Origin of the sequence: Pseudomonas sp. KCJK9000, assembly GCF_046230725.1 — a bacterium.
GTDB classification, from domain to species: domain Bacteria; phylum Pseudomonadota; class Gammaproteobacteria; order Pseudomonadales; family Pseudomonadaceae; genus Aquipseudomonas; species Aquipseudomonas promysalinigenes.
Window position 1 is genome coordinate 1 of the sequence record NZ_JBJJLN010000074.1, and the last position, 15,307, is coordinate 15,307.

The window sequence follows — 15,307 nt, forward strand, 5'->3', positions numbered from 1 at the left end:
GCCCAATGCGTAATCGCGCAACTTGTTGGCAATTGTCGTATGAGAAACCCCCAAGCGTTTCCCTAGTGCCCGACTACTTGGAAACTCACCCATCAAATTTTCAAGTACCGCCTTTTCAAAGCGCCCGACGATCTGCGAAAGATCACCGTCCAGCGAGAACTCGCCCAACGGCTGCCTGGCACCGTAATCCGGCAAGCGAATATGTTCACCTTTCACTATCCCGCCTTCGCATAGCGAAACCGCCTGAAACAATACGTTCTCCAGCTGCCGCACATTACCAGGCCAGTGATACTGGCTGAGTTTATCCATGGCCGCAGGCGCCAACCGTGGCAAGGCGCAGCCGATCTGTCGGCTGGCTTGGTCGAGAAAGTGCTGAACCAGGCCTTCGAGCCCGTCCATGCATTCACGCAGCGGCGGGATGTGCAGCGACAGCACGTTCAGCCGGTGATACAGGTCCTGACGGAATTCGCCACGGCTGCACAGTTCCGACAGGTCGACCTGAGTGGCGCAGATCACCCGCACGTCCAGGTAAACCTCCTCGTCACTACCAACACGGCGGAAGCAACCATCCTGTAGGAAACGCAGCAGCTTCACTTGCAGCCGCGGGCTCATCTCGCCCACACCATCAAGGAACAAAGTACCGCCGGCTGTGAGCTCCAGCAGCCCCAGTTTGCCCTCTGCGCGCGCTCCCTCGAACGCCCCAGGACCGTAACCGAACAACTCGGTTTCGGCCATCGACTCAGGCAGGCCAGCGCAGTTGAGCGCCATCAACGGGGACTGGCCCCGCGGGCTGGCCAGGTGGCAGGCACGCGCCAGCAACTCCTTGCCGGTACCCGTCTCACCTTCGATCAGCAGAGGTGCATCCAGAGGCGCCATGCGTCGCGCCTCCCGCACCACTGCCGCCATCATCCGCGAACTCTGAAAAATGCTGTCAAAGCCGCGCAGCTCCTGCTTGCGCACGTTATAGATGCGTTCGCCGATGCGGTCTGCGCGGTGCAGCGTGAGCACTGCACCGGCCAAGGCTTCACTGTCATCGTGTTCTGATTGCAGTGGCGCGATATCGGCCAGAAACACATCCCCCTTTACCTTGATACGTAGGCCATTGATCCGCGACTTGTTGGCACGGACCAACTCCGGCAGGTCGAAGTCCTCGACATAGCGTGCCAGCGGCATGCCCGGTACTTCGTCGACCCGCACCCCCAATAACTGCGCTGCGGTGCGGTTGGCGGCGACGATGCTGCCGCCCATGTCGATCGACAGCACGGGGAAGTCCAGCGCGCCCAGTAGCGCATTGAGCTCCATGTGGCGCCGTTCGCTGGGCATCAGGCCCACCCGCTTGACTCCGAATACACCGGCAATCGACTCGAATTTGGGGCGTAACGCCTGGAATTGCAGATTGATCAGGTTGGGGCAGTGCAAATAGATGGCATTGCCATGATCGCCCCCTACCTCCCCCCGCAGAACGTTGATGCCGTATTCCACCAGCAGATTGAGAATGTCCCGAAGAATGCCGATCCGGTTCTGACAATGGACTTTGATACGCATGGATGCTCTCGAAGCGGCTGATTTTTCACAGTCGCGTGGAAAAAATCGTAAAGATAAGCTGACAAAAATGGCACCTATGCCAGCCCAATGCTCTGGATTTTCCGATAGCAATGGCCTTTTGTAAAATAATCGTTACATTCTAGGCATCTCAGGTAGCTACCCTGCGCAACCAGCCATCGTGCAAAACGTCCGGTGAAGGGATATTCCTAGGTCATGTCGTGGACATAACAAGAAAGAGCACTCACTAGGAGAGCCACATGAAACAGACGCAATACGTGGCACGCGAGCCCGATGCGCACGGGTTTATCGATTATCCGCAGCAAGAGCATGCGGTATGGAATACCTTGATCACCCGCCAGCTCAAAGTCATCGAGGGCCGCGCTTGCCAGGAGTACCTGGACGGCATCGACCAGCTCAAGCTGCCCCACGACCGCATTCCACAGCTGGGTGAAATCAACAAAGTGCTGGGCGCTACCACCGGTTGGCAGGTTGCTCGTGTACCGGCGTTGATCCCTTTTCAGACCTTTTTCGAGCTGCTGGCCAGCAAGCGCTTCCCGGTCGCGACGTTTATCCGCACCCCCGAAGAACTGGACTATCTGCAAGAGCCGGACATCTTCCACGAGATATTCGGCCACTGCCCGCTGCTGACCAACCCCTTCTTCGCCGAATTCACCCATACCTACGGTAAGCTCGGCCTGGCCGCGACCAAGCAAGAGCGGGTGTACCTGGCGCGTCTGTACTGGATGACCATAGAGTTTGGCCTGATGGAAACCGCGCAGGGGCGCAAGATCTATGGTGGCGGCATCCTCTCCTCACCCAAGGAAACCGTCTACAGCCTTTGCGGCCAACCGGAGCATCAGGCTTTCGACCCGATCGAGTGCATGCGCACACCCTATAGGATCGACATCCTGCAGCCGCTTTATTTCGTGCTACCGACCATGAAGCGCCTGTTTGACCTGGCCCACGAAGACATCATGGGTATGGTCCACCAGGCCATGCAGTTAGGGCTGCATGCGCCGAAGTTTCCACCCAAGGTCGCTGCCTGAGCACCTTGCAGATAACAACTCGAAGCGGAAAACACACCATGAATGCCTTGAACCAAGCCCACTGCGAAGCGTGCCGCGCTGACGCACCGAAGGTCACCGACGAAGAACTGGCCGAGCTGATTCGCCAGATACCGGACTGGAGCATCGAAGTACGCGACGGCCATATGGAGCTTGAGCGCGTGTTCCTGTTCAAGAACTTCAAGCACGCATTGGCGTTCACCAACGCCGTGGGCGAAATCGCCGAGGCCGAAGGCCACCACCCTGGCCTGCTGACTGAATGGGGTAAAGTCACCGTGACCTGGTGGAGCCACTCGATCAAAGGGCTGCATCGCAACGACTTCATCATGTGCGCGCGCACCGACAAAGTGGCCGAGACGGCTGAAGGCCGCAAATAACATCAATCATAGGGCTGCAAATTGGGGCCGCACTGCGGCCCCAAGCGTCAGTCCCCAGCTGACTGACACCAAGCCGCTAAGCTCTTGTGTTCTCCTGCACCTGTGCGAAAACCATCCGGTATCCGCCCGCAAAACCGACAAGCGACCAGGAAAATTTACTAACTGTCATCCAGACTTGTGTATCCTGCCTCAGCTTTACGAAGCTCCAAACGCGCCTGGCGCAGACTTTTCACTCACACTTGCGAGGAACGACGAGATGCATGAAATCCCGAATCTTCCCTTCCCAAGCCTGAACCCAGAAGAGCCAACCGTTACCGTCCACGCCGAGCCGACGCCTGCCGTCGATCAGGATGGTGATGATCAACCCAGCGCTGACCAGGAATAAACCGCGCAACCCTGCGACTGTGTGAAAACGGCTGACCTGTGGGCTCCCCCGTCATCACGTTTTCACACCGTCCCGAATGCGGCAGTAGCTCAATACCTCAACCCGCTGCTCGACTAAGGCCATGTTGACGGACCCTCATACCGGAGTCCGCGCCATGCTGCCTTTCCATCAAGTCCCATCACTACGCCGCAGCCAGATCGACGCGATCACCGCGCAGGATGTACTGCTCGATAGTGGCTTGTCCGGCCCCTATGATCTCAAGACATCACTTAGCCTGCACTTTGACCAGGCATTGAACCTTGACGATCTTTTTCCCAACGACTTGGCAGACTGCCAGTTACGCCTGGCCCTTGAGCAAGCACTTGCCAGCGACTTGGCAGCAGCCCACCTCAACCGATTTTTTGCACGCGAGCCGCACAGCCCTGTTGCACCCGACGAATGCACTTACTTCCTGCAAACGCTGGTCAAGCGTGCGCTCCCAAAAGCGCTGAGCGATCCGCCAGCAACGATCACGCCCTACCGTGCGTGCAGCCTGGCGCAAACCCTGTGGGCAAAAGGCCTCTGTCACAAACGCCGCGATGCCTTTGTGATGGCCGCCCTGCTGCTATTGACCGACCTGTCTACGACTCCCCCATCGCCACTGCCTGCCATGCCAGCGCTGGAGCTTGGCGGCTACCTCGACCTCAATGTGCTGGTACGCCACCTGTTACCGGCGCCCCTGGGGCGTAGCCAGGCTGACCAGTTGTTCGAGGCCCTTGAGGCTGATGTGTATTTCCAGGGGGCGCGCTACCGGGCCCCAACTCAGCGCGAGCTGCAAGCAGGGCTTGTGCCTAATCAATATGGGAAAGTGCTGCTGCCCGGCGCAGCTCTGAACGCACCCGCATCCCAAGCGCTGGACGCCTTGTTGCAATCAGAGGCATTTGACCGCTGGGCACTGCGCCTTAGCGAGGCAATTCAGCTGAGCTCGAACCCGCACAGCCGAGCGCTCGCCGAGCAAGCAATCGTGGATACGCTCTACCCGCCTGAGGATCGACGCCCAGGCTACCTGCTGGATTTCGAGCTGTTCAACGCCCACAACACCTTGCTGCCCTTCCCACAGATCCGCCTTGACCTGGTCAATAGCGTGCAGGCCAGCCTTGGCTGCCAACCTGCCGTGGCCGAGCTCGCCAGCGAATTGCTGATGCGCCGTTTCGCCCCCGAACTGCTGCTCGATGGCCGACCAACCAACAGCCCTTACCGCCCTGATCTAGACTGGGCTGCCCTGCGCCAAGGCGCAATGCTGCTGCGCGCACGGCAGTTGCCAGGGTCATTTGAGCAGGCTTTTCAAATGAACATCGAAACCCCCGCCGATGACAGCACCGCTAACGAAGCGCTGCGCGATATCTTGAGTCACTGGGGGCCGCTGCATGGGCATATCGACAGTTTGCCGCCTTGGTCGGCGCTGCAATGGCAAAAGGTGTATGACCACTACCTCAATGCCTGGGACATGGAGGCCATCGAGCAGCGCCCCAATCGCATGGCCGAGGCCGCTGTGCGCCTGAAAGCCAAAGGCCTGAACCCGGCAGGGCGTAACATCGACGGGCAACTGCATCTTGAAGCCTATGTCGATGATCGCGTGGGATACGCCAATAAAGGCCTTGAAAATATCACCGCCTGGTACGAGCGTGAATTTGACAGCTGGCAAGCAACCGCCAAGGTTCGCTACCAGGGCCTGCTGCAACGCCTGATAAGGCACCTGCCCGCTGAACAACGCGAGCAGCTTGGCCAGGCGCACTGGACCTGTTATGCCGCCACCTGGCCCCGCTATCACGGGCCTGAGCCGGTGCCGCCCTATGGCGATAGCCCGCAAGATCTCTGGCATGAGGAAATTGGCACCCGGGGCATGTTCATCCGAGTGCATGATCCAGAGCGTGACACACTGCTGGAGCTGTTTCCCGAACGCCTGGCCTATCGCGTCTGGTACAGCGCACCAAAGGCGTTCGAACAACTGGCAGGGCGCATGAACCTCAGCTACCTGGACTACAACGGTGCAGCACCCACATGGGATGTCGCCAACCATTATTGCACTTTGAAACATTTGGGCGAGGCACCTGAAAACGCAAAACTCGACGCGTTGGCCGGTATCTATGCCACTGCCATTGCACTGGGTAACCGCGCTGCTTTGCACCTGGCCGGCAAAGGCGCCACTGCCTACGAACGTTTTCTGGCCGAGAAACGTAAAGTCAGTGACTGGGCTTACTTGTGGAAGCTGATCAAGAACACGGTCCCCTTGGTAGCCTGCGTTGATGTGAAAGACAGTGAGGATGCCGCCAGCTGTGCTTTGGACGTACTAGGCGGTGTCGGCACCCTCACTGGCAGTGCCCTGCGCACGGCAAGCTCGCTATCGCGGATCTTCGGCAGCAACAAGCTAGCTGCAAAAGTTGCACGTACCACTCTTGAAACGATCGCCAAGCGCTGGGCGCTTTCAAGCGAGCTGCCTCCGGCTCTTTACCAACGCACCATCGGCCCGCGGCGCTGGCACAGCGCGCCCGAGCTCACGCACCCAGGCGAGTGGCCAGATACCTTCGTCCTCGACCGCATGCCGCCCCCGGGCCTGACGCCGGGCCAGCTGATACTTGATCGACTCCCTCCAGCCGACCTATCCCTGGCCTGGGGCACTGCTCACCGACCTATCACGATCAGCAGGGCCGATAATCTGATTGATGTGATCATCAACGGCGAGGCCTACCGCTATCAGCCCTCAGACAAAAGCAACGTGCTGCAAAGGGTCGCGAACTCGGCGTTTGAAACGAACCCGCAGGTGCTAGGCACACCCTATAGCGGGCGATATGAGTCAACCATCGCTTTGCTATTCGAGCCAGACGCGGTGAATGCAGGCACGCCTTTGTTCGGCCAGCACGCCAGCCGCGCGTTCCTGACAACCCGGCTGGAGCCTGCACCGATTCGCGCACGCGATGTGGTGGTCGGAAAATTAGCGCTGGCCCAGGTGATGGTGCACGAGGGCAAAGTGCTCGAATACATCAACTCAGTGAGAGTCCTGCCAAAACTCAGGGCCGAGGTCAGCCTGGGTGTGATTACGCCACCTATCTATCACCGCAGCATCACTGTCGACCCGTTAGCAGAGTTCTGGTTTGGCTTGCCGGAGGATACCCCACGGCTCAACGTGGAGATTCTTGCCCGTTTCGCCCCGCCCGTAAGGCTTGGCGGGCTGGCCAGGACGATCGCCGACAGGCGCATCATCAGGGCGGCCCTAATCGAATGGATGGAGGCTGAGTGGATGATGGTCGAAGCGGACACCGGTGTGTTTTACGCAACCCGGCATGAGCCCTGGCGTTGGCAGCTGCGGCAGTTGGAAAAAGTGCTCGACAATACGATTGGGCCCGAGGCTACGCCTATGCCACCACGCGACCAACGCCGCATTCTATCCAGAGTTCGCGACCCAGCTCTGATTCAGCGTTATCTGGACCTGAGCGAAAGCTACCGGATCGTAGCCACACGTTCTAACCTGCAGCGCGATGTCGACAATCTGACCGCCCTGCTGCGTGACTGGCTGGAGCACGGTCGTGCCTTGCGCCCGGTCAGGATGAGCCCATTTCAAGAGCTGCTGGACGCTGCAGAAGCCCGCATGCTGCCCGAATTCGCCAAGAACATACTCACCAATTCCCAAGCCCAGGATGCCCTAACCGGGGTGATGAAATCCGGCCTGGTGGGGCTGAACCGAGAAATCATCCCGACTTGGCGGCCATTGATTCAGGCCACGGTCAGCGAGCAGGCACACACCAACCATATCCTCAACCGTTTGCTACCGGCCTCGGGCACCCCAAAGTCATTCACCCCAATGACCGTAGACCAATTGCTCAGCGATTCCGGCGCACGTAGCCTACGTGAACACCTGCCGGGGGCGAACCTTGCATTCTTCACCGTGGCCCTTGAGGATGGCAGACGCCGCGTTTACTACTCGCTCTCAGGCGGCAAAAGCAAGCGTGTCTTCAAGATCGCCACCCCGCCGCCCGACGAAAACCTCAACATCACCTTCATCAATGCCCTGGAGCGTATGGAGGGCAGAGCGCCGTCGCCGCGCTTCACCGAACTGCCGATTCTGCGGCGCCCTACGGCACTCGACGTGCAACAACACCATCGGCACCTGGACTCGGAACGGCTGATTGCCACGGTGATTTGCGAAGACCTGCTGGCGCGGCCCGAACAGGTCAGGTCGATCCAGGTGTTCACCCTGTTCAGCACCTGCCGTTCGTGCGGCGGTTACGTGCTGCCGCGGCTACGCCTTGACTTCGACAAGGCAGCGTTCAGCGTCAGTTGGTTGGTTGACTACCGAGAATAGCGACAGCGCTGCGGGCAGCCGTTGTTCATGCAAGAGCTGCCCGCAAGCTGTACAGGCACGGTTATGATGTAGGCGCGCCATGCCCACAGCCCTACGGACCCCCCATGCCCCCGCAAGCCGCTTCCTCCCTTGCCATCACTGGCCAAGTCGTTTCCATCGTTTTGTTCACGTTCATCGGTTATCTGAACATTGGGATTCCGCTAGCCGTGCTACCTGGCTATGTGCACAACGACCTGGGCTTCAGTGCCGTGATCGCGGGCCTTGTGATCAGCGTCCAGTACCTCGCCACCCTGCTCAGCCGTCCAACCGCCAGCCGCATCATCGATAACCTGGGCAGCAAGAAGGCCGTGATGTACGGCCTGTTCGGCTGCGGTTTGAGTGGGGTATTCATGCTCGCCTGCGCCTTTCTCACCCATCTGCCCTGGGTTAGCCTGGTATGCCTGCTGCTTGGGCGTCTGGTGCTGGGCAGTGCCGAAAGCCTGGTGGGTTCCGGCTCGATCGGCTGGGGCATCGGCCGGGTTGGGGCGCAGCACACCGCCAAGGTCATTTCCTGGAACGGTATCGCCAGCTACGGCGCACTGGCCATCGGTGCGCCATTGGGTGTGATGATGGTCAAGAGCCTTGGCCTGTGGAGCATGGGTGTGAGCATCCTGCTGTTGTGCGGCTTTGGCCTACTGCTGGCTTGGCCCAAACGTGCCGCCCCGGTGGTCAGTGGCAAGCGCCTGCCGTTCATGCAGGTGCTGAGCAAAGTGTTGCCCCATGGTTCGGGGCTGGCGCTGGGGTCCATCGGCTTTGGCACCATCGCCACGTTCATCACCCTGTATTACGCCAGCCGCGGCTGGGCCAATGCCGCGCTGACCCTGAGCCTGTTCGGTGCAAGCTTCATCTGCGCGCGGCTGTTGTTTGGCAATTTGATCAATCGGATCGGCGGTTTCAGGGTGGCAATCGCTTGTTTGTCAGTCGAAACCCTTGGGTTACTGATGTTGTGGCTGGCGCCAAACGCCGAGCTGGCATTGGCAGGAGCGGCGCTGAGCGGCTTCGGTTTCTCGCTGGTGTTCCCGGCATTGGGGGTGGAAGCGGTCAACCAGGTATCAGCGGCCAACCGCGGGGCAGCGGTAGGTGCCTATTCACTGTTTATCGACTTGTCGCTTGGAGTCACCGGGCCATTAGTGGGTGCGGTGGCATCGGGGTTCGGGTTTGCTTCGATGTTTCTGTTCGCGGCTGCAGCCTCTTGCAGCGGGCTGGTGCTGAGCCTGCATTTGTATCGGCAAGCCCGCCGTGTTCGCGGCCGTAGCGCCGGGGGCGCTTAGCGCCCCCAGCTTGCTCCAGGTCAACGCCTGGCGTATTGCAACACCACCTCCAGCGGGTGGCGCATCTGCCGCTCGGTCATGCGTTTGACCTGGCTGCGGCACGAGTAGCCGGTGGCCAACGCCTCGCCTTCCTTGTCCAGCTTGGTCGCCCAGGACTGCTCGAAGATGGTCCGCGATGTCGCCTGATTGCGTGCTTCATGCCCGTAAGTGCCGGACATGCCGCAGCAACCGGTCGCCTCGGTCACCAGCTTGAGCCCCAAACGGGCGAATACCTGCTCCCACTGCTTGGTACTGGCCGGAACGTTGGTCTTCTCGGTGCAATGGGCCATCAGGCGGAAGTGGCCTGGGGCCACAGGTGCTTGCTCGGGAAGCACGTCGATCAACCATTCCTGGGGCAACAGCACGTTGGGGCACTCATCCAGGCCAGGCACCTTCTGGTACTCCTGGCGATAGACCAGGGTCATGGCCGGGTCCAGGCCTACCAACGGCACGCCGCAGTCAGCCAGGGCCTTGAGCTGGGTAGCATTGCCAATTGCCGCCTTGGCGAACGCCCCCAGGAAACCCTGCACGTGTAGGGGCTTGCCGTTTGCGCTGTACGGCGCAAGGAACACCCGATGGCCCAGGCGGTGAGCCAACTCGATGAACGCAGCCAAAAGCGGCGTCTCGAAATAACGGGTGAAAGCATCCTGCACCAGCACGATGCTGCGCTCGCGCTGGGCCGGGGTCAGCTCCCGCAGCGCTGGCACGCTAGCCACGCCAACGCGGCAGCGGGTCAGGGTCGACTGGAAATTGAAGCGGCTGATGAGTGGGCTGTCGACCATGCCGACCTTGTCCGCCAGCAGCTTGCTTACCCATCGCGAGCCCATGACTGCGTTGTACAGGCCCGGTGCGTGAGCCAGATACGGAATGGTGAATTCCAGGGAGCCGATCAAATAGTCGCGCAGCGGCCGCTGGTAGCGGCCGTGATACAGCTCCAGAAAGCGTGAACGGAAGTCCGGTACGTTGACTTTGATCGGGCACTGCCCTGCGCACGATTTGCAGGCCAGGCAGCCAGCCATGGCGTCGTACACCTCATGGGAGAAATCTGCCTGGCCCTGGTTGCGCGCGCGGTTGTTGCGAAGCCGCGCCGGCAGGCCCTTGAGCCAAGATACCGGGTTGCGCGCTGCCGCCAGCACATCGATGTTGGCCTCGCCCTGCAAGCGCAGCCACTCGCGCATCAAGGATGCACGGCCCTTGGGTGAATGCTGGCGTTCACGGGTGGCCTTCCACGACGGGCACATGGCGTCGTTGGGGTCATAGTTGTAGCAGGCGCCATTGCCGTTGCAGTGAACAGCGCTGGGGAAGTCCTGCCAGACTCGCTCGTCTATGGTGCGGTCCAGGTCACCGCGCAGGGTCACGCCGTCGACCTTGGTCAGGCCTTCAACGCTGTCTGGCGGCGTGCAGATTTTGCCTGGGTTGAGCTGGTTATGCGGGTCGAATGCACCTTTGAGCCGCTGCAGCGCCGGGTACAGTGCCCCGAAGTATTCCGGCACGTACTCCGAACGCAAGCCTTTGCCGTGCTCGCCCCACAGCAGGCCACCGTAGCGTTTGGTCAGTGCGGCAACGGCATCGGAGATCGGCTTGACCAGTGCGGCCTGCGCAGGGTCTTTCATATCCAGGGCTGGGCGTACGTGCAGCACGCCGGCATCGACGTGGCCGAACATGCCATAGGCCAGGCCGTAACCGTCGAGCAGCGCGCGGAAGTCGGCGATGTAATCGGCCAACTGCTCAGGCGGTACGGCGGTGTCTTCAACGAACGGCTGCGGGCGTACCTCGCCTTCGACGTTGCCGAGCAGCCCTACCGACCGCTTGCGCATGGTGTAGACCCGGGTGACCGCCTCAGCCCCCTCGGCCAAGGTGTGCCCTAGGCGCTCGACGCTGGTGTCGCGTTGCAAATGGTCGATGAAGGCCTGGACCCGAGCATTGACCTCGGCCGGCTCATCGCCGCAGAACTCCACCAGGTTGATGCCCAGGGTCGGGCGCTCTGGGTCGGCCGGGAAGTATTCGGCAACGCTGTGCCAGACGATGTCCTTCATTGCCAGCATCAGCACCTTGGAGTCGACCGTCTCGATCGACAAAGGCTTGAGCGCCATCAAGGCATTGGCGTCGCGCAGCGCATCCATGAAGCTGGTGTAGCGCACGTTGACCAGCACGGCATATTTGGGAATGGGCAGCACATTAAGCTTGGCTTCGACCACATAACCGAGCGAACCCTCGGCACCGCACAGCACGCTGTTGAGGTTGAAACGCCCATGCTCATCGCGCAGGTGCGCGAGGTCATAACCGGTCAGGCAGCGGTTGAGCTTGGGGAACGTCGTTTCGATCAGCTGGGCTTGAGTTTCCTGGATTTCCCGGGCCATACGGTACACCTCACCGACCCTGCCAGGCGCCGCGCAAGCCTGCTCCAATGCATCATCTTCCAGCGGCAGGCTGTGCAAGCGCTCGCCGCCCAACAGCACACTGTGCAGTTCAAGCACATGGTCGCGGGTTTTGCCGTAGGTACAGCTGCCCTGCCCACTGGCGTCGGTGTTGATCATGCCGCCAATGGTGGCGCGGTTGGAAGTGGACAGCTCAGGGGCGAAAAACAGCCCATGGGGCTTGAGCGCGGCGTTGAGCTGGTCTTTGACCGTACCTGCCTGCACCCGCACCCAGCGTTCCTCGACGTTGATTTCCAGGATCTGGTTCATGTGTCGGGACAGGTCGACGACGATACCATCGGTCAGCGACTGGCCATTGGTGCCGGTGCCGCCCCCACGCGGGGTCAGCTTGATCGCTTGGAAGCGCGCATCGCCCATCAGCGTGGCGACCCTCGCCACGTCATCGGCGTCCATTGGGAAGACCGCTGCCTGGGGTAGACGCTGGTAGATGGAGTTGTCGGTGGCCAGTACGGTACGGGTAGCGTAGTCAGCGCTGATCTGGCCACGGAAGCCACTGCTGCGCAGGGCTTCGAGGAATTCGGGATAGTTGGCGGCGGGCGCCAGGGTAGACAGCTGGGCGATCATCGAAGGATGGCCTCTTGATAAGTGCTAATTCACGGAAATCCTGCCGCCCCAGCATGGGTTAGGCCCACAGGGATGACGTATGAGCCAATGTTCCTGTAGTTTCGCCTCAGGGGCAAACGGATAATCCTGCCGCTATCGATGACTTTCATGAATGAATTACCGCCATCTCACCCCGTCCATGTCGCTGCTGCTGGCGTTCGAAGCTGCTGCTCGCCATGAAAGCTATACCCGTGCCGCTGCCGAACTGGCGCTGACCCAGAGCGCAGTCAGCCGTCAGGTTCAGGCACTGGAGCAGCAACTGGGCCTGACACTGTTTCGCCGCGAGGGCCGGCAAGTGCAACTGACCGACGTTGGCCGGTTGTACCAGCGCGAGTTGAGCGAAGCGTTGGGCCGCATCCGCAGCGCCACGCTGCAGGCGCTGGCCTATCAGTCAGGGGTCGGCACCTTGCGCCTGGCAACGCTACCCACCTTCGGCTCCAAATGGCTGCTACCGCGCTTGCATGCGTTCTACAGCGCGCACCCTGGCATGCTGGTGCACATTCATTCACGCATCGAAGCGATCAATTTCGACACCAGCCAGATCGATGCCGCCATCGGCGTGGCCAGCCATGACCTGCCGGGCCTTATCTGCCATAGGCTGCATGCCGAGGAGTTGGTGGTGATTCTGCCGCCGCAGGCAGGCGACGATGCGCAAGGCTGGAGCCCTACACGCATCAGTGCAGAAGTCTTGCTGAACGTGGCCAACAACCCCCATGCCTGGGGCGAGTGGTTCTCCCACCACGGCCTGGCGCACCGGGCCATGCGGTTGGGGCCAAGCTTCGAGCTGACTTCGCACCTGATACAGGCAGTGCGGGCCGGGATCGGCATCGGTCTGGTACCGCGCATACTGGTCGAGGAAGAGCTGGCCAAGGGCGAGCTGTTCAGCCCAGGGGCGGCGTTTGCCAGCCAGCGCAGTTACTACCTGATCTACCCGCCGCGCAACGAGGCACTGCCTTCATTGAGGGCATTTCGCAGTTGGCTGCTTGAGCAGATTTGAACCTTGCTGTGGCTTCTTCGCGGGTCAATCCGCTACAACGCACTCATCGCTATTGAGAAGTTGTGACAGTGGAGTTCACCCGCCAAGAGGCCGCAGCAGGCGACAAAAAAACCCGATGCCAGTCACCTGACACCGGGTTTGTTCATTAGCCTGCAGGCTTACTTGCCGACGACACCGGCAACACCCTTGGCCTGCGGCTGACGACGACCTTTGGCCAGATACGCCAACAACATCGCGATCAGCCATACCGGGATGGCGTACACCGATACCTGAATACCTGGAATCATCAGCATGATACCGAGGATCAGCACTACGAAGGCCAACACCAAGTAGTTGCCGTAGGGGTACCACAAGGCCTTGAACAGCGGTTTCTGGCCGGTGCGGTCAAGGTGCTGGCGGAACTTGAGGTGCGAATAGCTGATCATCGCCCAGTTGATCACCAGCGTGGCGACTACCAGCGACATCAGCAACTCCAGAGCATTCTGCGGCATCAGGTAATTGAGCAGCACCGCAATCAGCGTTACCGCCGCCGACACCAAAATCGCCCGCACCGGCACACCGCGCTTGTCGACCTTGGCCAACGAGGCCGGGGCATCGCCTTGTTCGGCCATACCCAGCAGCATGCGTGCGTTGCAGTAGGTGCCGCTGTTGTACACCGAAAGTGCAGCAGTCAAGACCACGAAATTCAGCAGGTTGGCTGCGACATCGCTGCCGAGCATGGAGAAGACCTGCACGAACGGGCTGCTACCGTAACTGCCGCCGGATGCGTCGATGCTGGCGACCAGATTGTCCCACGGCGTCAACGACAGCAGCACGACCAATGCGCCGACATAGAAAATCAGAATACGGTAGATGACTTGGTTGATCGCCTTCGGAATGACGGTTTTGGGCTTGTCCGCTTCAGCAGCGGTAAAGCCGAGCATTTCCAGGCCGCCGAAGGAGAACATGATGAATGCCAGGGCCATGACCAGGCCGCTGACGCCGTGGGGGAAGAAGCCACCATGGCTCCACAAGTTGCTGACCGAAGCGTCAGGGCCGCCATTGCCACTGGTCAACAGATAGGCACCCAGGCCGATCATGCTGACGATCGCCACGACCTTGATGATGGCGAACCAGAATTCGGCTTCACCGAAGAACTTCACGTTCATCAGATTGATGGCATTGATCAGTACGAAGAACGCTGCCGCGGTGACCCAGGTGGGAATCTCTGGCCACCAGTAGTGAACGTACTTGCCTACCGCCGACAGCTCCGACATACCCACCAGGATGTACAGCACCCAGCAGTTCCAGCCCGACAGAAAACCGGCAAAACCGCCCCAGTAAGTGTGCGCGAAGTGGCTGAACGAGCCGGCCACCGGTTCCTCGACGATCATCTCGCCAAGCTGGCGCATGATCATGAAAGCGATGAAGCCGCAGACGGCATAGCCTAGGATCATCGACGGGCCGGCGGATTTCATCACGCCTGCCGAGCCAAGGAACAGGCCAGTACCAATTGCACCGCCCAGGGCGATCAACTGGATATGGCGATTTTTCAGGCCCCGCTTGAGCTCGCCTGAATGCATGTTTTGTCCACTCATGAACGAAGTCACCTGCATTGTTTTTATCTGTGACGGGATCGGACCCACCGCGCTCGTGGCGCAGCGGAATGGGCAAGGTGGTTACCTTGAATTTCCTGCCAACCGGTGCCGCCGAAGCGAATCAGCCAGGTGTCGGCAAGAGTGCGCGGTACGCAAGAGGGTCACAGGTAAAACGCGGCGCACTGTATACCCCTGCAAACGCGCAGGCGTCAACGCGTTGCGTCGTTTCCTCTGGAAAAAACGCAGCGATCCTGTGGTAAGTGCCGGAAAAGGCGAAGTGATCGGCGTACATGGCGCCTCCATTTGTTGTTCTGTTGGCCTGGCTCTGTGGTCAGGCTTATGCACACGGCAATGAGTGATATATCACCGCGCTACGGGGGTTTGGGCAAGATGGGGTAGGCACGCAGGGCTGGCTTGGGTGGGTGAGTTGCGGCAAGTTCTGTTTACAAGAACCGAACAATCCCGAATTGATGGGTGGATTTGAGCGATATCGTACAAATTTCTTTACAGAGTGGTTTGGAAAATTGCCAGTCGTCCGAAAAATTCTTTTGGGCTCAATATGTTGGGCGCTGTGCAAAGACGACACATGATGCACGGGCGGATCAGAACCAGCCCGAGGCTAATGCTGACCAT

9 protein-coding genes are annotated in these 15,307 nt (G+C 60.1%); 6 read left to right on the forward strand and 3 right to left on the reverse strand.

The window, feature by feature from the left end; translation table 11 throughout:
- On the reverse strand, positions 1-1,545 hold a 1,545-nt coding region (locus ACK59H_RS21140; protein ID WP_409264877.1), incomplete at its 3' end, for a sigma-54-dependent transcriptional regulator.
- A 257-nt stretch (positions 1,546-1,802) separates the two neighbouring features.
- On the opposite strand from ACK59H_RS21140, the gene phhA reads away from it, so the two are divergent.
- From phhA to ACK59H_RS21165, 5 genes are all read left to right on the forward strand, one after another.
- On the forward strand, positions 1,803-2,591 hold the full coding sequence (gene phhA / locus ACK59H_RS21145; protein ID WP_060480177.1) for a phenylalanine 4-monooxygenase: 789 nt from the start codon (positions 1,803-1,805) through the stop codon (positions 2,589-2,591).
- A 38-nt stretch (positions 2,592-2,629) separates the two neighbouring features.
- Positions 2,630-2,986, forward strand: a complete 357-nt coding sequence (locus tag ACK59H_RS21150; RefSeq protein ID WP_060480176.1) for a 4a-hydroxytetrahydrobiopterin dehydratase — start codon at positions 2,630-2,632, stop codon at positions 2,984-2,986.
- A 256-nt stretch (positions 2,987-3,242) separates the two neighbouring features.
- A complete protein-coding gene (locus ACK59H_RS21155) occupies positions 3,243-3,371 on the forward strand; it encodes a hypothetical protein (protein ID WP_261743855.1) in 129 nt (42 codons plus the stop codon).
- A gap of 154 nt (positions 3,372-3,525) precedes the next feature.
- Positions 3,526-7,710 (forward strand): deaminase domain-containing protein, encoded by a 4,185-nt coding sequence (locus ACK59H_RS21160; RefSeq protein ID WP_060480175.1) that lies wholly within the window; start codon positions 3,526-3,528, stop codon positions 7,708-7,710.
- Between the two features lie 104 nt (positions 7,711-7,814).
- Entirely contained in the window at positions 7,815-9,020 is a 1,206-nt protein-coding gene (locus tag ACK59H_RS21165; RefSeq protein ID WP_060480174.1) for an MFS transporter, read from the forward strand.
- Positions 9,021-9,040: 20 nt separating this feature from the next.
- Here ACK59H_RS21165 and ACK59H_RS21170 read toward each other — a convergent pair whose 3' ends face one another.
- The gene (locus tag ACK59H_RS21170) at positions 9,041-12,061 is read right to left on the reverse strand and encodes an FAD-binding and (Fe-S)-binding domain-containing protein (protein WP_060480173.1); all 3,021 of its coding nucleotides are present in this window, start codon (positions 12,059-12,061) and stop codon (positions 9,041-9,043) included.
- A gap of 151 nt (positions 12,062-12,212) precedes the next feature.
- Between ACK59H_RS21170 and ACK59H_RS21175 the strand changes: the two genes are divergently transcribed.
- The gene (locus ACK59H_RS21175) at positions 12,213-13,097 is read left to right on the forward strand and encodes a LysR substrate-binding domain-containing protein (RefSeq protein ID WP_060480172.1); all 885 of its coding nucleotides are present in this window, start codon (positions 12,213-12,215) and stop codon (positions 13,095-13,097) included.
- A gap of 158 nt (positions 13,098-13,255) precedes the next feature.
- Here ACK59H_RS21175 and ACK59H_RS21180 read toward each other — a convergent pair whose 3' ends face one another.
- The gene (locus ACK59H_RS21180) at positions 13,256-14,674 is read right to left on the reverse strand and encodes an amino acid permease (protein ID WP_196375158.1); all 1,419 of its coding nucleotides are present in this window, start codon (positions 14,672-14,674) and stop codon (positions 13,256-13,258) included.
- Positions 14,675-15,307 lie beyond the last annotated feature (633 nt).